This is a genomic window from Limnobacter sp. G6BE5S (assembly GCF_058448965.1).
Genome location: NZ_JBZFLM010000006.1, coordinates 71,489 through 92,742, shown reverse-complemented (window position 1 = coordinate 92,742; position 21,254 = coordinate 71,489). Strand labels below are relative to the sequence as shown.

The following is a 21,254-nucleotide window of genomic DNA, read 5'->3' as shown; positions in this document are numbered from 1 at the left end:
TCCCGTGGCACAATCAGGCATCGTTGTTTCCTGGCAGTACACCATGTCTGAATTTCGAGGCATTCCTCCTGGTCCCAATGTAGGTACACAGCTGAAGGCTTTGCGCCGCAAGAAAAAAGCAGCAGACAAATCTGCAGCGCTGCAAGAATCCACCCAACAGGTGTTGTATGCGCCAGCGTTGCCGATGAACACGGCACCTTTGTCAGAACTCACCTTGGCAAATGTTCAAGCATGGTTCCGTGCGCAAGGCTGGGAACCGTTCGAGTATCAAACACAGGTGTGGCAAGCTTTCCAGAATGGGCACAGCGGTTTGCTGCATGCCACCACTGGCGCAGGTAAAACACTGGCTGTGTGGTTGGGGGCATTGTTGCGTTTGGCGCAATTGCCCCGGCCTCGCGGTGCAGCCACACAAATCATGTGGATCACACCCATGCGTGCCCTGGCGGCTGACAGCACCAAGGCGTTGCAAAAATCGCTGGCTGCATTGGTGGGTGATTGTAGCGTGGCACTTCAAACCGGCGATACCGATTCCGCAGCGCGTGCAGCCATCTTGCGCAAACCACCTTTCGCGTTGGTGACCACACCGGAAAGCCTCACCTTGATGTTTACACGCGCCAGCAGTCAGCCCAATTTAAGCAAGCTGCAAGTGTTGGTGGTCGATGAATGGCATGAGTTGATCGGCAACAAACGCGGCGTGCAGTTGCAGTTGGCGATTGCGCGTTTGGCCCGCATCAACCCGGGTTTGCAGGTGTGGGGCTTAAGTGCCACCTTGGGCAATTTGCAAGTGGCCACAGATGTTCTGCTTTGGCCTGTTCGCCAGCACCGCAAGTCAACTTTGGTTCAAGGCAAGTTGCCCAAGCAGTTGATCATCGACAGCCTGATTCCCGACACTTTTGAACGCTTCCCTTGGGGCGGGCATTTGGGTTTGAATCAATTGGAATTTGTTGCCAGAGAAATTGATCAGTCAGCCTCCACGCTGATCTTCACCAACACGCGTTCCCAGGCAGAAATTTGGTACCAAGCCTTGCTGGAAGCCCGGCCCGATTACGCAGGTGCGCTGGCTTTGCACCATGGGTCGCTCGACAAAACAGTGCGCGATTGGGTGGAGCAGGGTTTGAAAAGCGGCAGTTTGAAGGCGGTGGTGTGCACATCGTCCCTTGACTTGGGCGTTGATTTTTTACCTGTCGAGCGTGTTATTCAAATCGGTTCGCCCAAGGGCGTCGCCCGTTTGCTTCAACGCGCAGGTCGTTCGGGGCATGCACCGGGTCGCCCCTCTCGGATTACCGTGGTGCCCACGCATGCACTGGAGCTGGTCGAGGCTGCTGCGGCCCGGTATGCAGCAGAACACAAGCAGATCGAATCGCGTTTTAGCCCCCAAGCGCCACTGGACGTGTTGGTTCAGCACTTGGTCACCATTGCGATGGGCAGTGGTTTTAAACCCGATGAACTGTTTTCAGAAGTTCGAACCACCAATGCTTATGCCAATTTGACCCGCGCCCAGTTTGACTGGGCTTTGGCTTTTGTGGAGAAGGGGGGAGAAAGTTTGGCTGCATATCCCGATTACCAGCGCGTTGCAGCAGGCGACGACGGCATTTACCGCGTGCCCCGCCGCGACATAGCACGCAGGCACGCCATGTCGGTGGGCACCATTGTTTCCGATGCCGCCATGCAAGTGGCATGGATGACCGGCGGACGTTTGGGTACTATCGAGGAGGGCTTTATTGCACGCCTGAAAACCGGTGATTGTTTCAGTTTTGCTGGCCGGGTGCTCGAGCTGGTGAAGGTGCGCGACATGACAGCCTACGTTCGAAAAGCCAACCGAAAAAAGGCGACCGTGCCGCAGTGGCAGGGCGGAAAAATGCCATTGAGCAGCGAGCTTGCCCATGCTTCCCTGCAAATGCTGGAGCTTGCGCACCAAGCCATTTCGATCGGTAAAAAACCAGCCCTGCCCGAATTACGCGCACTTGAAAGTTTGCTGGCTTTGCAAATGCGCTGGAGCGCATTGCCCAACACCGTCAATTTATTGGTCGAAGAACTTCACAGCAAGGAAGGTCACCACCTGTTCGTGTATCCCTTCGAGGGGCGCACTGTGCACATTGGTTTGGCAAGTCTTTTGGCGTGGCGCGCATCAAGACACAAGCCGGGCACATTTTCAATTGCCATGAATGATTATGGTTTTGAGTTGCTCAGTGCCGAGCCCATCAACTGGCATGAATGGTTCAAGGATGGTTTGTCAGAGTCTGCGCTTTTTTCCACTGAGAATTTATTCGAGGATGTACTGGCGTGCCTGAATGCATCTGAACTGGCCCAGCGCCGGTTTCGCGAAATTGCGCGAATTGCCGGTTTGGTGTTTCAGGGGTATCCGGGTGCCGGTAAAAGTGCCAAGCAATTGCAGGCCTCCAGCGGCTTGTTCTTCGAGGTTTTTAGAAAATACGATCAAGGTAATTTGCTGCTGGAGCAGGCGCAACGGGAAGCCCTTGAGCAGGAACTTGATTTGGCGCGCATGGTGCAGGCACTGAACTCCATTCAATCCAAAACACTGGTTTATCAATCAATCGATAAACCCTCGCCATTCGCGTTTCCCTTGTTGATTGAACGGTTGCGCGAGACAGTGAGCACAGAAAAACTCAGTGATCGCGTGGCTCGCATGGTGGCACAATTGGAGGCGGCCGCCATGCGCACCGACGCATGATCAATTGTTGCGGAATGCCATTTCCGGTAATGCGAGAGATGCCCGTGTGTGTGTACCGGGATTCAATGTTTCATCCGCCCGGTCGATTGTTGCAACGCTCTGGGCAATTTTGTCTTGGCGATTGGCTCGCAACGCTGCCAAATTAGCCAGTGATGCCGCGGTAATGTGTGTAGCCACTTCTGTCATTTCCTTGCCTGATAAATTGAGCTGGCGGGCGGCTCTTGGGATGCTGAATTGTTCCACCAAGGCTGTGAAATATTCTGTGTGTTCCCCAAGTTCTGAGTTCAATCCGTTGGCCTCTCTTTTAAACGTATTCAACTCTCCCACCGCTTGCTGCAGCTGCAAGCCCAAATTGCTACTCGCACCCTGGATGGAAAATGCCTGTGCAGAAAGTCGGTTTCCACGATTCACTTGTTCTGTTGAAAATTGTTGTACCCCCTGAAGGACAGTTTGATTGGCCTCGAGCAAGGCTGCGCAGGTCAAAATCGTTGCTGTGTTGTGCACACGATTGGCTGTAAGTGTGTTGTTGAACCATCCCATCTTTATTTCTCCGGTTTTTTTGTTGAAAAAGTTCGGTGGCATTCAGCTTCGAATGGTTCGGAAAAAAATAAGCTTTTTATCTTGTTACACTCCGGTCTGGTTCAGCGTGGGTAATGCAATGGGTGGGATGAAAGTACTGCAAAGCGGGGAGTCGGGCTGGCCATTGAGCACGCAGGCGGGCGAATTGGTGCTGTCAGCCCGGCGCCTAGCTTATTCACCTGTGTTGAAGGCGCTTTTTGTCGCAGATGTTCATTTGGGCAAAGCAGCCACCTTTCGAAGCCTTGGCGTGCCAGTGCCAGCCGGGACCACGCAGGAAAATCTCGATCGCTTGTCCTTGGCCATTGCCGACCACCAGCCACATGCCATTTATTTCCTCGGTGACCTGTTGCATGCCAAGGCAGCGCACAACAAAGACCTGCTTGAAAAACTGCACGCCTGGCGTTTGCAGCACGCTGATATCGACATGACACTGATTCGCGGCAATCACGACAGCAAGGCGGGCGACCCTCCAGCAACCCTGAATATCACGGTGGTGGAAGAGCCTTTTGTGTTGGGTGGTTTTGCTTTGTGTCATCACCCGCACACCGTGCCAGGTGCCTTGGTGTTGGCCGGGCACGAACACCCAGTGGTGGTGCTCAATGGAAAAGGCAGAAGCAGGGCGCGTTTGCCTTGCTTCTACCTTAAGTCAGATCAATTGATACTGCCTTCATTTGGTGCGTTCACCGGTGGTTATCAAGTCAATCCCCAGGCCGGTGAGGCCGTATTTCCAGTGGTTTAATCACTGACCAGGCGCGCCTTACTTGCCTTTGCTCAGGCCCAGCTTTCCACCACCCAAGGCCACAATCATCAACAAACCGCCAGCCACGCTGATGTTTTTCATGAACATCAACTGCTGCACATAGGCTTGATCGGCTGGCATGGCCCAGTAGTTGTGAAACAGCACCGATGCCGCCAAAGTGAAACCTGCCAGCAGCAAGGCTGCAATACGCACCTGGAAGCCAACAATCAAAGCCAGGCCCGCGCCAATTTCAACCGCAATTGTGAGCACGGTCAGCAGCTCTGGAAAGGGCAAGCCCACGGAACCGATGTAGCCCGCTGTGCCTTCGAACCCACCAATTTTGCTGAAACCAGCCAGTACGAACATGGTCGCAAGCAAAACCCGGCCAAGCAGGGCGATTGTGGGCGCTGAGTTGTTCAAGGCACTGTCTACTACATTGGTCCCAGTGTGTGTTGCATTTGCTGTAGTCATTTCAATTCTCCGTATTGGGTTTGCGATTCACTGAATCGATGGTTGAATCTTGCGCGTTCGATTGCTAAAAATCGAGTGGCGTTTTTCGCAGTGTTTGTTCAAATATTTTGAATAAATGAATTACACCCATGGGGCTGTAGAGGAATTTCTCTAACCTGGGCCATTCCCTTTTTCCCAAAGAAATAGCGTACACTCATAAAAAAACGAACGTTCGGTCTATTTTTATATGCGCAAAGGTGAACAAACCCGAGCCGCCATCGTAGAGGCGGCGCTAGAAATCGCGTCCACGCAAGGACTCGAGGGTTTAACCATTGGTTCTATCGCAGAAAAAATGACCATGAGCAAAAGTGGTGTGTTCGCCCATTTTGGCTCGCGTGAAGAACTTCAAATTGCCGTACTTCAAGAGTACGAAACACAATTCATCGATGCCGTATTGTTTCCCTGCCTGAAAGAGCCCCGTGGGCTGCCGCGTTTGCGTGCAATCTTCATGCGCTGGCTTGATCGAATTGGCAAAGAAATCGACAGTGGTTGCATCTATATTTCAGGCGCGACAGAATACGATGACAGGCCAGGGGCGGTTCGCGATGTCCTGGTGAAAATGCATCGCGACTGGCAAAAAGAAATGCACCGTGCCACGGCACAGGCCATCGAAGAAAATCATTTACCGGCCAATCAGGCGCATGCGGACCAGCTCGTTTTCGAGATGGTTGGCCTGATTCTGGCAGCCCACCAGCAAGGTCGCCTGATGGGTGACACTTTGTCTGTGAGGCGGGCAAGCCAAGGCTTTGAACGCATGATTCAGCATTACCAGCAAACCCAGTCAGAAATTCTGAGCCAGTAGTACCAGGAGACACTTCAATGAGCCAATACACGCCCCCAGTCCGCGACATGCAATTTGTACTGCACGAAATGTTCAATGCGGAAGCCACTTTCAAAAGCATTCCCGCCTTTGCGGAAATTGACGCTGACACCATGAATCAGATCATGGAAGAAGGCGGCAAGTTCTGCGCGGAAGTATTGCAACCGCTGAACGCCGTGGGCGATTCCGAAGGTTGTACCTTGAACAAGGCCGATCATTCCCTGAAAACGCCAACAGGCTTCAAAGAAGCCTATCAACAGTTCGTTGAGGCCGGTTGGGCTTCGCTCAGCTGCGACCCCAACTACGGTGGTCAAGGCTTGCCGGTTACTGTGAACCAGACTTTCTATGAAATGATGAACAGCGCCAATCAGGCCTGGACCATGTACCCCGGCCTGACCCACGGTGCCTACGATTGTCTGCACGAGCACGGTAGTCAGGAACAAAAAGACCTGTATTTGCCCAAGCTGACCAGCGGTGAATGGACTGGCACCATGTGCCTGACCGAGCCCCATTGCGGTACCGACCTGGGTATGTTGCGTAGCAAGGCCGAGCCACAAGCTGATGGCAGCTACAAAATTACCGGTGCAAAAATTTTCATCAGCAGCGGTGAACACGATATGGCCGAGAACATTATTCACCTGGTGTTGGCACGCCTGCCCGACGCACCCGTGGGCACCAAGGGCATTTCGCTGTTCCTTGTTCCCAAGTTTGTTCCCAATGCAGATGGAACCCTGGGCGAACGCAACCCGATTTTCTGCGGCGCCATTGAACACAAAATGGGCATTCACGGCAACGCAACATGCCAAATGAACCTGGACGGCGCAAGTGGTTGGTTGATCGGCCAGCCTCACCGCGGTTTGGCTGCCATGTTCGTGATGATGAACGCGGCCCGCCTTGGCGTGGGCATGCAGTCACTGGGCCTGACCGAAGTGGCTTATCAAAACGCCGTGGTGTACGCCAAAGACCGTATTCAAGGTCGTTCATTGACCGGCCCCAAATCAGCAGACAAACCTGCAGATGCCATTATTGTTCACCCCGATGTTCGCAAAATGCTGTTGACCACCCGCGCCTATGCCGAAGGTGGCCGGGCATTGTGCCTGTGGACTGCGCTTGAGCTGGACAAAGAACTGAACCACCCAGACGAAGCAGTTCGCAAGGAAGCTTCCGACATGGTTGCCCTGGCGACCCCCATTGTGAAAGCCTTTATTACCGACAATGCATGGGAAGCCACTTCACACTGCATGCAGGTGTATGGCGGCCATGGTTACATCGCCGAATGGGGTATGGAACAGTATGTGCGCGACAGCCGCATCAACATGATTTACGAAGGCACCAACACCATTCAATCACTCGACCTGCTGGGTCGCAAAGTGTTGGGTGATGGCGGCGCCAAGTTGATGAAGTTCGGCAAAATGGTTCGTGCTTTGTGCGAAGCTGAGGCCAACAACCCAGCCATGAAAGAGTTCATCGAGCCCTTGGCTGATCTGGGCGACAAGGTCAGCAAGCTGACCATGGAAATTGGTGGCAAGGCCATGCAAAACCCGGATGAAGTGGGTGCCGCTGCTGTGGATTACCTGCGCGTAGTAGGCCACTTGTTCTATGGCTACTTCTTCGCACAAGCTGCAAAAATCGCGCTTGAAAAACAAGCCAGTGGTGACAAGTTCTACACCGCCAAGCTGCACACAGCCCGTTTCTACTTCCAGAAAATGCTGCCCGAAACCGCCATGCTGATTCGCAAGGCGCGTGCAGGTTCCAGCAGCCTGATGGAAATGGAAGCCGACCTGTTCTAATCAATCTGTCCCGCAGTACCCCGTGGTGTTTAATTACCACGGGCGTTCAAACCAATTAACTCGAAGGAGACACGCGTGTCCAATTTCATCGTTCGCAAAGTCGCCGTGCTCGGCGCTGGCGTGATGGGTGCTCAAATTGCTGCCCACTGTGCCAATGCCAAAGTACCCGTGGTGCTGTTCGACCTGCCCGCCAAGGAAGGCCCCAAGAATGGCATCGTTGACAGAGCCATTTTGAACCTGACCAAGCTGAAGCCCGCCCCATTTGGCGCGAAAGATGTTGCGCAATACGTGCAAGCCGCCAACTACGAAGAGCACCTGGAGTTGTTGCAGGGTTGCGATTTGGTGATCGAAGCCATTGCCGAACGCATGGACTGGAAACACGACCTGTACAAAAAAGTGGCGCCGCACATCAACGCGACTGCAATTTTTGCAACCAATACATCGGGCTTGAGCATTTCCAAGCTGAGCGAAGGGTTTGATGCCGATCTGAAAGCCCGTTTCTGTGGTGTTCACTTCTTCAACCCGCCCCGTTACATGCACCTGTGCGAACTCATTCCATTGAGCACCACACGCCAGGATATTCTGGACAATCTGGAAACATTCCTGACCACCACACTGGGTAAGGGCATTATTACTGCGAAAGACACACCCAACTTTGTGGCCAACCGCGTGGGTGTCGCCGGCATGCTGGCCACGATGGCCGAGGCACAGAAGTACGGCATTCCATTCGACATCGTTGATCAACTGACTGGTTCCAAACTGGGCCGCGCTAAATCAGCCACATTCCGCACCGCCGACGTGGTTGGCCTGGACACCATGGGCCACGTGATTGCAACCATGCAAAACACATTGCCTAACGACCCGTTTGCACCCAGCTACGCTACACCCGCCGTGTTAAAAACCCTGGTTGAAAAAGGCGCACTGGGCCAGAAAACCAAAGGTGGCTTCTTCAAGAAAGAAGGCAAGCAGATCATGGTGTTTGATGCAAGCACCAGCGGCTACGTACCTTCTGAAGGCAAGGCCGACGAAGCCGTGTTGAAGATCTTGAAAAACCGCAACGTGGCCGAGCGCATGGCTGCACTGCGCGCTTCCGAGCACCCGCAAGCCAAATTCCTGTGGGCCATTTTCCGCGATGCATTCCACTACATCGCCTTCCACTTGAACGAAATTGCCGACACCGCACGTGAAGTGGACTTCTCGCTGCGCTGGGGTTATGGCTGGACAGAAGGTCCATTCGAAACCTGGCAAGCCGCAGGCTGGAAACAGGTTGCTGAATGGGTAAAAGCGGACATTGATGCAGGCGAAGCACTGTGCAATGCACCGTTGCCAGCTTGGGTTTTTGAAGGACCAGTGGCAGACAACGGCGGCGTGTACAGCACAGCTGGTGCATTCAGCCCAGCCTCGAATTCCTTCGTGCCCCGCAAAGATTTGCCTGTGTACCAGCGCCAAGTTTTCCGCGCCAAAGTATTGGGCGAAACAACAGTCACTGGTCACAACGGCGGCACTACAATCAAAGAAAACGATGCGGTTCGCATTTGGACAGCACCCGGCCATGACGACGTGCTTGTTTTGTCCATCAAAACAAAAATGCACGCCATTGGCCCCGATGTCATCACCGGCACCCACGAAGCCATTGCCTTGGCTGAGAAAAGCTACAAAGGTTTGGTGTTGTGGAGCCCGGATGAACCCTTCTCCGCAGGTGCCGATTTGCAGGCCATGTTGCCCGCATTCATGCAAGGCGGTGGCAAGGCCATCGAACCCATGGTTGCAGAATTCCAGAAGGGCACAGCCGCACTGAAATACGCACAAGTTCCAACCGTGGCCGCCGTAACCGGCTTGGCTTTGGGTGGTGGGTGTGAATTCGCAATTCACTGTGCTGCACGTGTTGCAAACCTGGAAAGCTACATGGGTCTGGTGGAAGTGGGCGTTGGTCTGATTCCCGGCGGTGGTGGTTTGAAAGAGATCGCTGTAAACGCTGGCCTGGCTGCTCAAAAAGCGGGTTCTGCCGACGTATTGGCTTTCCTGAAAGACGGCTTCATGACCGCTGCCACTGCCAAGGTGGGCACATCGGCCATGGAATGTCGCGACCTGGGCTTTATCAAGGAATCCGACACCATCGTCTTCAACAGCCATGAACTGCTGTACGTCGCAATTTCACGTGCACGCGCCATGTTCGATGGCGGCTATCGCCCACCCCACAAAATCAAGGGTGTGCCCGCCGCTGGCAAGTCTGGTTACGCCACAATCAAGGCGCAACTGGTCAACATGCGCGACGGTGGTTTCATCTCCGCCTACGACTTCCACTTGGGCTGTGTCATCGCCGAAGTGGTGTGTGGTGGCGAAATTGAAACTGGCTCCTTGGTGGATGAAGAGTGGTTCCTGAATCTGGAACGCAAGCACTTCGTGAAGTTGCTCGACAACCCCAAGACACAAGAACGAATCATGGGCATGCTGCAAACCGGCAAACCCGTACGTAACTAAGGAGAGCAAACATGGCTCAAACTTGTAAAGATGTTTACATCGTCGCAGCAACGCGCACACCAATCGGCAAGGCTCCACGCGGCATGTTCAAAGACACCCGCCCCGATGACCTGCTGGTGCACGCCATTGCCAGCGCCATGGCCCAGGTGCCCACGCTCGACCCCGCTTCAATCAACGATGCAATCGTAGGTTGTGCATTCCCCGAAGGCGAGCAGGGCATGAACATGGCCCGTATCGCTGTGTTGCTGGCAGGCCTGCCCAACACCGTGGGTGGCGTTACCATCAACCGCTTCTGCGCATCTGGTATCACGGCTGTTTCCATGGCCGCCAATGCAATCGCCATGGGCGAAGCTGAAGTCATGATCGCTGCCGGTGCAGAAAGCATGAGCATGGTGCCCATGAGCGGCAACAAGCCCAGCTTCAACAATGCGATTTTCCAGAAAGACGAGAACCTGGGCATTGCGTATGGCATGGGCATGACCGCTGAAAAGGTTGCGCAGCAGTGGGGTATTAGCCGCGACGCGCAAGACGAGTTCGCACTGAATAGCCACAAAAAGGCAATCGCAGCCCAACAGGCTGGCGAGTTCAACGACGAAATTACACCCTTCACCGTGGTCAAAGCCACGCCCGATTTGGCCACTGGTGAAATCAAAACTTCCAGCAAAGAAGTGAAGCTGGACGAAGGCCCCCGTGCCGACTCGTCCATCGAAGGCCTCACCAAACTGCGCCCCGTGTTTGCTGCCAAAGGCTCTGTAACAGCCGGTAACAGCTCGCAGATGAGCGACGGCGCAGGCGCACTGATTCTGGCTTCTGAAGAAGCTGTGAAGCGCTACAACCTGACTCCGCTGGCCAAGTGGCGTGGTTTTGCGGTGCGCGGTGTACCCCCGGAAATCATGGGCATTGGCCCCAAGGAAGCAATTCCTGCCGTGTTGAAAACAGCTGGTTTGAAAACCAGCGACATCGACTGGTTTGAATTGAACGAAGCGTTTGCCGCACAATCGCTGGCCGTGATGAAAGACCTGGAACTGGACCCAAGCAAGGTGAACCCCATGGGCGGTGCGATCGCCTTGGGCCACCCGCTGGGCGCAACCGGTGCAATTCGTGCAGCCACTGTGGTGCATGCACTGCGCAGACACAACCTGAAATACGGTATGGTCACCATGTGTATCGGCACCGGCATGGGTGCAGCAGGCATCTTCGAACGCGTGTAATTTCAGCGCGAACAAAAGCGGGTGTGGGTGCAAACCTTCACCCGTTTTTTTAACTGACAGGGAATACGGCAGTGGACATTCAAACAGAAATCAGCAACGGGCTGATGACCATCACCATCAATCGGCCCGAGCGTAAAAACTCATTCACCAACGCCATGTACACCGCGCTGGCCGATGCGTTTCGTGATGCCACCCACAGCAGTGGCGTAAAAGTGGTGTTGCTTAAAGGGCATGAAGGCTGCTTTTCCGCAGGCAACGATCTTGGCGATTTCTTGAACAACCCACCGACCGATCTTGATGCACCCGTGTTCCGTTTCCTGCGCATGATCTCCATGTTCCCCAAGCCCGTGGTGGCGCAGGTTCAAGGTTTGGCCATTGGCATTGGCACCACCGTACTGTTGCACTGCGACTTGGTCTACGCTGCAAGCACGGCAAAATTTTCCATGCCTTTCGTAAAACTGGGTTTGTGCCCTGAAGCGGCATCGAGCCTTTTGCTGCCCATTTCCGCGGGCTATCAGAAAGCCGCTGAATTGCTGCTGCTCGGCGATCTATTCACTGCATTGAAAGCCTACGACACCGGCATTGTTTCCGACGTACTTGAACCGGAAACACTGGATGCACACGTGCAGGCGCAAGTGAAAAAACTGCTCGACTTGCCACTGACCAGTTTGTTGACCACCAAGCGCCTGATGAAGTCGGTGACCAAGGCTGCCATTTCAGAAAAAATGGCCGAAGAAGGGCACTTGTTCATGAGCATGATTCCGCAAGCGCCAGCGCAAGAGGCATTCAAAGCGTTTGGCGAAAAACGCGCTCCCAATTTCAAGCAATTCGAACATTAATTCAATAAGCACCAAGGGCCCAGCATGACCGTCGCACTCTCCGAAATTTTATCCAGCCGCCGCTTGAGTGGTGACACCGTCACCTTCCAGGCCACGGAAGACTGGATGCAGGGCCGTACCATGTTTGGTGGCTTTTTGTCCGCATTGGCTGTGGTGGCCATGCGCGACACCCTGGGCATTGACATGCCATTGCGTGCCTTGCAAACCAACTTTGTGGGCCCCGTACCCGCCGGTGATGTGGTGTACCGCACGCGACTGCTTCGGCAAGGCAAAAGTGTCAGTCAGGTGCAATGTGAAATTTACAGCGACGAAACACTGGCTGGCCTCGTGGTCGGCGTGTTCGGTGCTCCGCGTGAAACAGCACTGCCAGTGTTGACACCCGAGCACAAGCCGCTTCCCAAGGCGGTTGAAAACATTCCTGCCTTGCCCTTCATTCCCAAAATTACGCCCAACTTTTTGCAGCATGTTGAAATGCGCTGGGCAGTGGGCAGCATTCCTTACATGGGCACACCCTTTTGGGAAAGTGGCATTTACATTCGCGCCACCGACAAAAATCTCAGTCCGGAAGTACTGATTGTGATGCTCAGTGATGGCCCACCCACGCCATGCTTAAGTCACTTCAAAGGGCCCGTCATGGCCAGCTCTGTGAGCTGGTCGCTTGAATTGCCGCCCATGCCCGCCAACATCGACAGCGAAGGTTGGTTCCAAATCGACATGGAAACCAAAGCAGGTGCTGACGGTTACGTGAATCAAAGTGCCAAGCTGTGGACTCCGAATGGCGAATTGGCCTCGCTGGGCTATCAGGTGGTGGCGGTTTACGGTTGATTGCAGGAAGCGCATTCGTGAGTCACACAAACAAACGGTTCTCCATTGTCCTGGTTTGGCTTTTGGTCTGGTTGGTGGGTTCTGTACTGGGCACACTGGTCCAGTCTCAAATCAATTTGAATGCCTTGCAAAACCTGGGTGTCAGTATTCCGTTGGATACCCGCCTTCACACCACAATTCATGATCTTGGGAACTTCTCGCCGGTTTATGCGGTCATTTTCGGGTGTAGTTTTGCGGTGTCTCAGGTCGTCGCATTGCTGTTTACGCGCTTCACCGGCACTGCATGGCATACTTTTTGGTGTGTGTTCGGTGCTGCCTTGGGCCTGTGGGTAACTTTTAAAGTGGTCGACATGATTGCACCAATGCCAATACTGATTTCATCCACCCGCACCGCTGGCGGCATGCTCTCCATGCTTGCTGCCGCTGCAGTGTCGGGTGCCTTGTTCTCGAAATTATCGACTCGCAAGTTGTCGGCAGGCCCGGCTTTGGCTGTCTTGTTGGTTGCAGGTTTTGCATTGCCGCCCGGCGATGTGCTTGCTCAAGCAGGTAAGTCTTACAAGATCGAAACCTTTGTTGATGGCTTGGATAGTCCCTGGTCCATGGCGTTTTTGCCGGATGGTCGTGCATTGATCACGGAAAAGCCAGGCCAGTTGCGCTTGGTCGGGGCAGACGGCAAAGCAATGAGCAAACCATTGGATGGCGTACCACAGGTGTTTTACAGCGGGCAGGCAGGTTTGTTCGACGTGTTGCCTGCCAGTGATTTCGCGCAAAACCAGCAAATTTTCCTGAGCTATGCCTGCGGCACCCGCAGTGCAAACCATCTTTGTGTCTCCAGTGCAAAGCTCGGCACCAATAGTCTCGAGAACGTGAAAGAAATTTTCCGCTCCCAAATGGCCAAGTCCGGCAGTGCGCATTACGGTGGTCGCATGGCCTGGCTACCCGATAACACATTGATTGTGACGCTGGGTGACGGCTACAGCTACCGCGAAGAAGCGCAGAACCTGTCGAACCACCTTGGAAAAATTGTTCGTATCAATGCCGATGGTTCGGTGCCCAAGGACAATCCTTTCGTGGGCAAGCAAGGCGCACGGCCCGAAATTTACAGCTATGGTCACCGCAATGTGCAGGGGCTGGCCTACGACACAGCCAACAAGCGCTTGATTGCGCATGAGCATGGCCCACGTGGTGGCGACGAGGTGAATGTGATCACCCCCGGCACCAATTACGGTTGGCCCAAAGCCACCTATGGCATTGATTACACCGGCGCACAAATTTCACCCTTCAAAGAATACGAAGGAACCCAACAACCTGCAATTTATTGGGTGCCGTCCATTGCACCCTCTGGCATGACTGTTTACAACGGCGATATGTTTCCCCAGTGGAAAGGCAACTTGCTGGTGGGCGCATTGAAGGCACAACAGGTCAGCCGTGTGGTCTTGAAAGGCAACAAGGCTTCGGAGGAAGAAGTGTTGTTCAAAGAGGTCGGTGCCCGTTTTCGTGACATTCGCACCGGTCCGGACGGCGCCATCTATCTGCTGACCGACAGCTCGGACGGCAAGGTGCTTCGCGTGAGTGCCCGGTAAGCCCAATTCCCACAACGATGCAGGCAACGTCTTATCACCCAGTAACGCTTTTTTAGGCTAGTCTGGGAGGTAAGGGGAAACGCCATGAAGATTGTATTCAAAGCCGGCAACATCATTGAGGCGCACATCGTCGCAGGCATGTTAAACGCATGCGACATCCAGACTTACGTCGGGGGACATTTTTTGCAAGGTGCTGTGGGTGATCTTTGCCCCAGCGGGTTCGCCAATGTGTTTGTCGCGCCAGAGGATTTTGATTTGGCCTGCACATTGATTGCCGAATACGACGCGTCAGCCCAGATTCTAATCAATTCCGATTTCGTTTCAACTCAGACCAAGTTGGCCTGACTCAGTTCACTCGAACGGGGATGGCCCTGTTCATCCAAGGAGAAATCGTATGAGTTTATTGGTATTTCTAATCGTGGGGCTGATCGCCGGCTGGCTTGCTGGACAACTCGTCCGAGGCGGTGGATTCGGACTGGTCGGTGACCTGGTGGTGGGTGTAGTTGGCGCTTTCCTCGGCGGCTTCCTGTTCAATTTTTTCGGAGTGTCTGGCGGAAGTGGCCTGATCGGCAGCATTGTTGTAGCCACAATTGGTGCAATTGTCCTTCTCATGTTGATTCGCCTCGTAAAAAGGGCGTAAGCGAGTCCGAAGTTGATCAACTGGGCAGTCTGGTTTGGCGCTATACTGCGAGCCCGACCTGCCCAGCCTAAAGAAGGATCCTCATGGCGCTCAAATCCACCGACATGGCCAAAAACATGGCCAAAAAACTTGATGGCTCACTTAAATCAGAGAGTCTGCCAGATCGCTTTGGTCAAGCCGCCAAGGCCTCATCCAACAAGCGCGAACGCGCAGCGGACATTCCTGCAAGCAAGCTGGTGCCGGTCAATTACAGGCTGCCTGCGGAACTGGTGAGTCGCCTGCGCGAATATGCAGTCAGCCAAGAAGAAGGGGTTAATCAGGTGGTGGCCACAGCCTTGAATGAATGGTTGGCGGGTCAGGCCAAAAAATAAACTCTGCTGAACTTCATGCTTCCCCGCTCGTTCGGTCTCATTCTGGCCGAACCGTCAATTTATTTTTTCCAATCGAAGTCGTATCGATTGGCTAAAGACCTTCCCGCAAAAAGCTCAAAAATATTCGTTTAAGTTTCTTTATTGATTCACTTAGTAAATCTTAATCGATTGGTGGTGTTTGTCGCCTTGCATTATTTGATTGAAACTTCCCCCAGATTGCCTAATGCTGCGGTTTCTGCGTATATGGAAAACCACAATTGCTGCGCATCACGGGCATGCTGATACTCCATCCACCTGCGCAAATATGTGTGGAAATTCAATAAGAAAAACAGCTTTCGCAGTTGACATTCTGATACCAATCACAAGGAGAGTTCCGTGAAGAAATCGATTAAATCCGTATTGGCAGTGGCCCTGTTGGGCTTGATGGGTTCTGTTCAGGCACAAGATGCTTACCCATCCAAAGTCATCACCATGCTGATTCCGTTTGCAGCGGGTGGCCCAACTGACACGGTTGGTCGTCTGATCGCACAGTCCATGTCCAAAGACCTTGGTCAGCAAGTGATTGTTGAAAACCTGGGTGGTGCTGGCGGTACGCTGGCAGCTGGCAAAGCAGCACGCTCTGCACCCGATGGTTACAATGTTTTCCTGCATCACATTGGTCAATCCACAGCGCCGTCGCTGTACCGCAAATTGTCTTACAACGCTTCTTCTGATTTCGAAACCATTGGCTTGGTTACCGATGTGCCCATGACCATTGTGGCTCGCGGCAACATGCCTGCCAAAAACATGCAAGAGCTCTTGGCTTACATCAAAACCAACAAAGACAAAGTAACTTACGCCAACGCAGGTATCGGTTCAGCTTCGCACCTGTGCGGCATGTTGTTCCAGACTGCTGTGGGTGTAGACCTTACAACAGTACCTTACAAGGGCACAGGCCCAGCCATGAATGATTTGTTGGGCGGTCAGGTTGACTTTATGTGTGACCAAACCACCAACACGACCAGCCAAATCAAGGGCGGAAAAATCAAGGGTTATGCAGTCACCACCAAAACTCCAGTGGCTTCATTGTCCGACTTGCCAACGCTGGACAAAGCCGGTTTGCCAGGCTTTGAAGTGGCCGTTTGGCACGGTTTGTATGCGCCCAAAGGCACACCCAAGCCCATCATTGACCGTTTGAACAAAGCACTGAATGTTGCGCTGAAAGACCCCAACGTGATTTCCCGTTTTGCCGAATTGGGAACTGAGCCAGTGAGCGCCGAGCGAGCCACGCCTGCAGCACATCGCAAGCATCTGGATGCAGAAATTGCACGCTGGAAGCCAATCATCGACAAAGCTGGTCAGTACGCTGACTGATCAATAACTGAGACTCAAAATGCCAAAAGATTTACGTGACTTTTGGGCCGGGCTGCTGTACCTGATTATCGGTGCAGCAGCTTTGTACATGGCTGCTGACTATGAAATGGGCGCAGCCATCAGCATGGGCCCCGGTTATTTCCCCAAAGTGCTCAGTGGTTTGCTCATATTGATCGGAACCGCTTCACTCATTCGTTCTTTCTTTGTTCAAGGTGAACCTCTTGAAGGTTTTCCTTTTGCAAAAATTATTTATGTGACTGTCTCCATCATTGCATTTGCCTTGCTGGTGGAAGGCGCAGGTTTGGCAATTGCGGTGATGACGCTATTTGGTATTTCTGCAATGGCCAGCAAATTCTTCAATTGGAAGTTCACCCTGGGTATCGCTTTTGGCGCAGCTATTTTTTGTAGCCTTGTGTTTGTCAAAGGTTTGGGTATTCCGCTGCCCATTTTTGGGTCTTGGTTTGGAATGTAATCATGGAACTTCTCGCTAATCTTTCACTGGGTCTTGAAACAGCCTTCACGATCCATAACCTGTTGTTCTGCCTGATCGGTGTTTTTCTGGGCACTGCAATTGGCGTGCTACCCGGCTTGGGCCCCACGGCAACCATTGCCATGTTGTTGCCAATCACCTTTGGCTTGCCGCCAGTGTCATCACTCATCATGCTGTCTGGTATTTACTATGGCGCGCAGTATGGCGGCTCCACAACAGCCATTCTTGTTAACCTGCCAGGCGAATCCTCGTCGGTGGTTACCGCGCTGGATGGTTATCAAATGGCTCGTCAGGGCAAGGCGGGCAAAGCCTTGGCTACGGCTGCAATCGGCTCTTTCGTTGCCGGGACTTTCGCAACCGTTTTGCTGGCATTGTTTGCGCCACCTTTGGCTGACATTGCCTTGCAATTTGGTGCAGCTGAATATTTTTCACTGATGGTGGTTGGTCTGGTGGCCTCAGTGGTGCTGGCCAGCGGTTCCCTGTTGCAAGCATTCGGCATGATCGTGCTGGGTTTGTTGCTGGGCATGGCGGGTACTGACGTGAACTCCGGCATGGAGCGTTACACCTTCGACACACCCTACATGGCTGAAGGCATCAACTTCGTGATTTTGGCCATGGGCATGTTCGGTCTTGGTGAAATCATCAAGAACCTCGAAGAAGAGCACCTGCGCTCTGCAATGGTCAGCAAGGTCGAGGGTTTGATGCCCAACAAAGACGATCTCAAGCGCATGGCGTGGCCAATCGTCCGTGGCACCGGGCTCGGTTCATTGCTGGGAATTTTGCCTGGTGGTGGTGCCATGTTGGCTTCGTTTGCTTCTTACTCCATTGAAAAGAAAATCTCGAAAACGCCAGAGCGTTTCGGCAAAGGGGCGATCGAAGGTGTTGCGGGTCCAGAGTCCGCCAACAATGCGGGTGCGCAAACTTCCTTTATCCCTTTGCTCACGCTGGGCATTCCGTCCAATCCAGTCATGGCCTTGATGATCGGCGCCATGATCATTCAGGGCATTACTCCGGGGCCGGCGGTCATGACCGAGCAACCCGGCTTGTTCTGGGGCATTATTGTGTCCATGTGGATCGGCAACCTGTTCCTCGTGATTTTGAACCTGCCTTTAATCGGCATCTGGGTCAAAATGATTTCCGTGCCTTACCACTTCTTGTACCCGATGATTCTCGTGTTCTGCTGCATCGGCGTGTTCAGTTTGGGCAACAAGTTGTTTGATGTGTATCTACTGGCCGGTTTCGGGGTGTTGGGTTATATCTTCTCCAAGCTAAAGTGTGAGCCCGCGCCCTTGTTGCTCGGCTTCATTCTTGGCCCAATGATGGAAGAGTACCTGCGCAGGGCCTTGTTGCTCTCGCGTGGTGATTTCTCGGTGCTTGTGACACGACCAATCAGTGCAACCATGCTGGCCATTGCAGCAATTGCCTTGATCGTGGTGTTCATGCCTTCCATTCGCAAGAAGCGCGAAGAGGCATTCCACGAGGAATAAGTTTTTTCAAATATGTTGTTGCCCAAGGGCCATTGAAGCGTTGTTTCAGTGGCCCTTGTGTCTTTCAGGCGTGCATACAGTATGAATTGTGTTGCATTGTGTTGTATTATCCAATCGTAGCTCTGAAGCATTTGGACAGTACGAATGGATAGTCAGTTTCCCTCCGCCTCTCAAGAAGAATCCAATTTCGGTGACAGCAAACTAGACCCGAATCAAGTTGTTCCTCTATACCACCAAATTTACCTGATCTTGCGCGAGCGGATTATCGAAGGCCACTACGACACCAAGCCTTTGCCTGGTGAGTTGGTTTTGGCTGAGCAATTCAACGTCTCCAGGGTTACCATGCGTCGCGCACTGCAAGACCTGGTCAAAGAGGGCTTGGTCGCACGGGGGCGTGGCAAGGGCACCTTTGTAAAGCCGCGCACCGAGTCTCGCAATTCCTCGGTGGGGCAAAGCCAGTTGCTGAGTGCTTCGGCCATGCGTTTGCAAGCCAGTGGTGACTCTTCCGATTTGCAGCTCATCACATCGAAACGAATTCTGCCTCCCCCCGACATTGCAACACTGCTGCACCTGCCAAGCGACGCGATTGTTGAAAAGCTTATCCGCATTCGTCAGCTTGATGGCCAGCCCGTGGCGCACCTCACCAGTTTTATCCCTCAGGATCTGTCAGGTCGAATTTGTCGCCGACGGCTGCGCGAGTTTCCCATTCTGGTCCTGCTGGAAGAAGCGGGCGTTAAGGTCGCCAAAGCCCGGCAAACCATTTCTGCGCGTCTGGCCGATGCGTCTGTGGCCTATGCTTTGGGTGTGCCAGTGGGCGCTCCGTTGCTGGCCATTTCAAGGGTGGCTTACGATGAAAACGGCAGGCCCGTGCAAGTACTCAAAGGCCTGTATCGCCCTGATCGCTACGATTACCGCATTGAGTTGTCGCGCAAACAGGCCAAGGGCCAAAGCTCATGGCAGCACGTGAACGAGGTCGAGTTCGCATTCGAGATGCATCAACAGGACCTCACTCACTTCTAAGGCGAACGCCTTATTTCAGCGGATCCACAGGCCGAGAATTTCGATTCTCGTCCACTGCAACATAAGTCACATAGGCCTCTGTCACCTTGGCCACATCATCGGGTTTCAAGCGGCGCTGGGCAAAAACTTCCACGTAAATCTGCATGGAAGTTCTGCCAACCTTGACCACCTCGGCGTAAAAGCTGCACAAATCGCCCACAAACACGGGTTCTTTGAAAATGAATTCGTTCACCGCCACGGTGACTATCCTGCCTTTGGCATGTGCTGTGGCGGGCACTGAACCCGCCAAGTCCACCTGCGCCATAATCCAGCCGCCAAATACGTCACCCGACGCATTGGAGTCTTTGGGCATTGGAATCACCCGAATCACGGGTTCACGGTCAACTGGCAGCAAAATTGGCTTGGGTGTGGTCATGTGCAGGTGCTTTGTTGTTGGTTCGGGTCACAATTGTAACGCCGAGCGCCTAGAGTCCGCATTTCATTCTAGGTGCACGCTACCAACCCGAATTCGTGAAACCGACGATAATGGTGCTTTAGTGAGTCCATGAATTGAGGGAACAATGCCGGCAGGTTGGGTAACAGTGTTGCAAATGGTGCCTTGGGGCGAAGTGATCAAAAATGCGCCGAAAGTGGCAGACGGTGCAGTCAAGCTGTGGAACAGCGTGTCCAAGAAAAAGGTCTACGATGAAACAGGCAGCGAAGTAAGCGATGTTATTTTGGCCAGCGACCCCGAGGCGGTCGAGAAACTGGAGCACCGCTTGCATGCCGCTGAGCAAACAATTTCAGATTTGCAGACCCAAGTGGTTCAGTCCGCTGAAGTGATCAAGGAATTGGCGAGCCAGAACACCCAACTGGTCGCACAAATTGAAGCCAACAGAAAAGCTGTGACTGTGCTGGGTGTTGCCTTGGCGCTGGCTTTGGTGGCGGGCGTGGTTCAGGCTGTTATTTTATTTGGTGCCTGACGCCACGCGAATTCAATCAAGCAGATTGTTTTCCGCCGTGTTCATCGTCCAGCGCGTCTTTGGCCATTTTGTCGATCACAGCCGGTACGAAAGGCTTTAGCTTCAAGCCCAGGCGGCCCTTGGCTGTCATCACCCATTCGCGTTTGCGCTCGGCCATGGCGTCCACTATTTCATTGACGCACTGTTCAACGGTCATGGCGCCTTTCTCGCGCAGGCCAGACACCCCGGCACGTTGGCCATTGGGGTTCAGTCCGTTGCGACGAATTTCAGTGTCAACCACGCCCGGGAAAATGGCGCACACGTCTACACCCGTGCCCATCAGTTCAATGCGCAGTGCTTCCATAAAACCGCTCATGGCGAACTTGCTGGTGCAATAGGTGGTGCGGGCTGGCACACCTGTTTTGCCTGCCAGGCTTGAAACGCCGACAATCAACCCTTTGGATTTCTTGATGTGGGGCAGGGCCTTGTGGGTAATCCACACCATGCTCATGACATTCACGCGGAACAAGCGCTCGAAAGTGCTCAAATCGGTAATGTCCTCGAACCAGGCGTGCATTGAAACCCCGGCATTGTTCACAATCATGTCAATGCCACCAAAGGCTTTCACCGATTCTTCCACCAGGTTTTCGCACTGATCCTGTTCCATCACGTCGCAGGCCACGCAATGGACCTGTCCTCCAGCGGCTTCAACCTGTTTGCCCACTTCTTGCAATTTTTCAAGGCGGCGTGCGGCCAAAACCAGCTTGTTGCCGGGGGCCAACTGAATTGCCAAGGCGGCACCAATGCCCTCGGATGCACCGGTAATTACAATCACTTTGTTTTGAATACTAGCCATTTGAATTTGTCTCCTGCGTGGTGTGTA

Annotated in this window: 21 protein-coding genes; 17 read left to right on the top strand and 4 right to left on the bottom strand. The window is 53.4% G+C overall.

Annotation, left to right across the window (positions count from 1 at the left end):
- The first annotated feature begins 43 nt into the window (after positions 1 to 43).
- Positions 44 to 2,692 carry a ligase-associated DNA damage response DEXH box helicase gene (locus ACVL1J_RS11920; protein WP_341236890.1) on the top strand — a complete coding sequence of 883 codons (2,649 nt, stop codon included), beginning with the start codon at positions 44 to 46 and terminating at the stop codon, positions 2,690 to 2,692.
- Here ACVL1J_RS11920 and ACVL1J_RS11915 read toward each other — a convergent pair whose 3' ends face one another.
- The gene (locus ACVL1J_RS11915) at positions 2,693 to 3,232 is read right to left on the bottom strand and encodes a hypothetical protein (protein ID WP_341236889.1); all 540 of its coding nucleotides are present in this window, start codon (positions 3,230 to 3,232) and stop codon (positions 2,693 to 2,695) included.
- Between the two features lie 127 nt (positions 3,233 to 3,359).
- Between ACVL1J_RS11915 and pdeM the strand changes: the two genes are divergently transcribed.
- The gene (gene pdeM / locus ACVL1J_RS11910; protein ID WP_341236888.1) at positions 3,360 to 4,010 is read left to right on the top strand and encodes a ligase-associated DNA damage response endonuclease PdeM; all 651 of its coding nucleotides are present in this window, start codon (positions 3,360 to 3,362) and stop codon (positions 4,008 to 4,010) included.
- Positions 4,011 to 4,028: 18 nt separating this feature from the next.
- Here pdeM and ACVL1J_RS11905 read toward each other — a convergent pair whose 3' ends face one another.
- A complete protein-coding gene (locus tag ACVL1J_RS11905; protein WP_341236887.1) occupies positions 4,029 to 4,481 on the bottom strand; it encodes a DoxX family protein in 453 nt (150 codons plus the stop codon).
- A gap of 226 nt (positions 4,482 to 4,707) precedes the next feature.
- On the opposite strand from ACVL1J_RS11905, the gene ACVL1J_RS11900 reads away from it, so the two are divergent.
- From ACVL1J_RS11900 to ACVL1J_RS11835, 14 genes are all read left to right on the top strand, one after another.
- A complete protein-coding gene (locus ACVL1J_RS11900; protein WP_341236886.1) occupies positions 4,708 to 5,322 on the top strand; it encodes a TetR/AcrR family transcriptional regulator in 615 nt (204 codons plus the stop codon).
- 17 nt (positions 5,323 to 5,339) lie between these two features.
- Complete coding sequence (locus ACVL1J_RS11895) at positions 5,340 to 7,130, top strand: acyl-CoA dehydrogenase C-terminal domain-containing protein (RefSeq protein WP_341236885.1); 1,791 nt, start codon at positions 5,340 to 5,342, stop codon at positions 7,128 to 7,130.
- A gap of 75 nt (positions 7,131 to 7,205) precedes the next feature.
- A complete protein-coding gene (locus tag ACVL1J_RS11890) occupies positions 7,206 to 9,611 on the top strand; it encodes a 3-hydroxyacyl-CoA dehydrogenase/enoyl-CoA hydratase family protein (RefSeq protein ID WP_341236884.1) in 2,406 nt (801 codons plus the stop codon).
- An 11-nt stretch (positions 9,612 to 9,622) separates the two neighbouring features.
- Positions 9,623 to 10,822: an acetyl-CoA C-acyltransferase gene (locus ACVL1J_RS11885; protein WP_159568964.1), complete on the top strand. Its 1,200-nt coding sequence runs from the start codon at positions 9,623 to 9,625 to the stop codon at positions 10,820 to 10,822.
- A 71-nt stretch (positions 10,823 to 10,893) separates the two neighbouring features.
- Positions 10,894 to 11,661, top strand: a complete 768-nt coding sequence (locus ACVL1J_RS11880) for an enoyl-CoA hydratase (protein ID WP_159568963.1) — start codon at positions 10,894 to 10,896, stop codon at positions 11,659 to 11,661.
- Positions 11,662 to 11,685: 24 nt separating this feature from the next.
- Positions 11,686 to 12,486 carry an acyl-CoA thioesterase gene (locus tag ACVL1J_RS11875; RefSeq protein WP_159568962.1) on the top strand — a complete coding sequence of 267 codons (801 nt, stop codon included), beginning with the start codon at positions 11,686 to 11,688 and terminating at the stop codon, positions 12,484 to 12,486.
- Positions 12,487 to 12,503: 17 nt separating this feature from the next.
- The gene (locus ACVL1J_RS11870) at positions 12,504 to 14,069 is read left to right on the top strand and encodes a PQQ-dependent sugar dehydrogenase (protein WP_341236883.1); all 1,566 of its coding nucleotides are present in this window, start codon (positions 12,504 to 12,506) and stop codon (positions 14,067 to 14,069) included.
- 84 nt (positions 14,070 to 14,153) lie between these two features.
- Positions 14,154 to 14,414: a putative signal transducing protein gene (locus ACVL1J_RS11865; RefSeq protein ID WP_341236882.1), complete on the top strand. Its 261-nt coding sequence runs from the start codon at positions 14,154 to 14,156 to the stop codon at positions 14,412 to 14,414.
- 49 nt (positions 14,415 to 14,463) lie between these two features.
- Positions 14,464 to 14,709: a GlsB/YeaQ/YmgE family stress response membrane protein gene (locus tag ACVL1J_RS11860; RefSeq protein ID WP_159568960.1), complete on the top strand. Its 246-nt coding sequence runs from the start codon at positions 14,464 to 14,466 to the stop codon at positions 14,707 to 14,709.
- Between the two features lie 83 nt (positions 14,710 to 14,792).
- A complete protein-coding gene (locus tag ACVL1J_RS11855; RefSeq protein ID WP_159568959.1) occupies positions 14,793 to 15,080 on the top strand; it encodes a hypothetical protein in 288 nt (95 codons plus the stop codon).
- A gap of 423 nt (positions 15,081 to 15,503) precedes the next feature.
- Complete coding sequence (locus ACVL1J_RS11850) at positions 15,504 to 16,433, top strand: tripartite tricarboxylate transporter substrate binding protein BugD (protein ID WP_341236922.1); 930 nt, start codon at positions 15,504 to 15,506, stop codon at positions 16,431 to 16,433.
- A 19-nt stretch (positions 16,434 to 16,452) separates the two neighbouring features.
- On the top strand, positions 16,453 to 16,905 hold the full coding sequence (locus ACVL1J_RS11845; RefSeq protein WP_341236881.1) for a tripartite tricarboxylate transporter TctB family protein: 453 nt from the start codon (positions 16,453 to 16,455) through the stop codon (positions 16,903 to 16,905).
- Positions 16,906 to 16,907: 2 nt separating this feature from the next.
- The gene (locus tag ACVL1J_RS11840) at positions 16,908 to 18,410 is read left to right on the top strand and encodes a tripartite tricarboxylate transporter permease (RefSeq protein ID WP_341236880.1); all 1,503 of its coding nucleotides are present in this window, start codon (positions 16,908 to 16,910) and stop codon (positions 18,408 to 18,410) included.
- 144 nt (positions 18,411 to 18,554) lie between these two features.
- Positions 18,555 to 19,430 carry a GntR family transcriptional regulator gene (locus ACVL1J_RS11835; protein ID WP_159568956.1) on the top strand — a complete coding sequence of 292 codons (876 nt, stop codon included), beginning with the start codon at positions 18,555 to 18,557 and terminating at the stop codon, positions 19,428 to 19,430.
- A gap of 10 nt (positions 19,431 to 19,440) precedes the next feature.
- On the opposite strand, the gene ACVL1J_RS11830 is transcribed toward ACVL1J_RS11835, so the two are convergent.
- On the bottom strand, positions 19,441 to 19,845 hold the full coding sequence (locus ACVL1J_RS11830) for an acyl-CoA thioesterase (protein ID WP_159568955.1): 405 nt from the start codon (positions 19,843 to 19,845) through the stop codon (positions 19,441 to 19,443).
- Between the two features lie 145 nt (positions 19,846 to 19,990).
- Between ACVL1J_RS11830 and ACVL1J_RS11825 the strand changes: the two genes are divergently transcribed.
- Positions 19,991 to 20,392: a hypothetical protein gene (locus ACVL1J_RS11825; protein ID WP_159568954.1), complete on the top strand. Its 402-nt coding sequence runs from the start codon at positions 19,991 to 19,993 to the stop codon at positions 20,390 to 20,392.
- A gap of 16 nt (positions 20,393 to 20,408) precedes the next feature.
- Here ACVL1J_RS11825 and ACVL1J_RS11820 read toward each other — a convergent pair whose 3' ends face one another.
- Positions 20,409 to 21,227, bottom strand: a complete 819-nt coding sequence (locus ACVL1J_RS11820; protein WP_341236879.1) for an SDR family oxidoreductase — start codon at positions 21,225 to 21,227, stop codon at positions 20,409 to 20,411.
- Between the last annotated feature and the right edge of the window lie 27 nt (positions 21,228 to 21,254).

Coding starts and splice junctions, on each gene's coding strand:
- ACVL1J_RS11885 (WP_159568964.1), top strand. CDS start 9,623: ATGGCTCAAACTTGTAAAGATGTTTACATCGTCGCAGCAACGCGCACA.
- ACVL1J_RS11855 (WP_159568959.1), top strand. CDS start 14,793: ATGGCGCTCAAATCCACCGACATGGCCAAAAACATGGCCAAAAAACTT.
- ACVL1J_RS11865 (WP_341236882.1), top strand. CDS start 14,154: ATGAAGATTGTATTCAAAGCCGGCAACATCATTGAGGCGCACATCGTC.
- pdeM (WP_341236888.1), top strand. CDS start 3,360: ATGAAAGTACTGCAAAGCGGGGAGTCGGGCTGGCCATTGAGCACGCAG.
- ACVL1J_RS11850 (WP_341236922.1), top strand. CDS start 15,504: ATGGGTTCTGTTCAGGCACAAGATGCTTACCCATCCAAAGTCATCACC.
- ACVL1J_RS11830 (WP_159568955.1), bottom strand. CDS start 19,845: ATGACCACACCCAAGCCAATTTTGCTGCCAGTTGACCGTGAACCCGTG.
- ACVL1J_RS11820 (WP_341236879.1), bottom strand. CDS start 21,227: ATGGCTAGTATTCAAAACAAAGTGATTGTAATTACCGGTGCATCCGAG.
- ACVL1J_RS11920 (WP_341236890.1), top strand. CDS start 44: ATGTCTGAATTTCGAGGCATTCCTCCTGGTCCCAATGTAGGTACACAG.
- ACVL1J_RS11905 (WP_341236887.1), bottom strand. CDS start 4,481: ATGACTACAGCAAATGCAACACACACTGGGACCAATGTAGTAGACAGT.
- ACVL1J_RS11825 (WP_159568954.1), top strand. CDS start 19,991: ATGCCGGCAGGTTGGGTAACAGTGTTGCAAATGGTGCCTTGGGGCGAA.
- ACVL1J_RS11875 (WP_159568962.1), top strand. CDS start 11,686: ATGACCGTCGCACTCTCCGAAATTTTATCCAGCCGCCGCTTGAGTGGT.
- ACVL1J_RS11900 (WP_341236886.1), top strand. CDS start 4,708: ATGCGCAAAGGTGAACAAACCCGAGCCGCCATCGTAGAGGCGGCGCTA.
- ACVL1J_RS11915 (WP_341236889.1), bottom strand. CDS start 3,232: ATGGGATGGTTCAACAACACACTTACAGCCAATCGTGTGCACAACACA.
- ACVL1J_RS11840 (WP_341236880.1), top strand. CDS start 16,908: ATGGAACTTCTCGCTAATCTTTCACTGGGTCTTGAAACAGCCTTCACG.
- ACVL1J_RS11895 (WP_341236885.1), top strand. CDS start 5,340: ATGAGCCAATACACGCCCCCAGTCCGCGACATGCAATTTGTACTGCAC.
- ACVL1J_RS11835 (WP_159568956.1), top strand. CDS start 18,555: ATGGATAGTCAGTTTCCCTCCGCCTCTCAAGAAGAATCCAATTTCGGT.
- ACVL1J_RS11860 (WP_159568960.1), top strand. CDS start 14,464: ATGAGTTTATTGGTATTTCTAATCGTGGGGCTGATCGCCGGCTGGCTT.
- ACVL1J_RS11845 (WP_341236881.1), top strand. CDS start 16,453: ATGCCAAAAGATTTACGTGACTTTTGGGCCGGGCTGCTGTACCTGATT.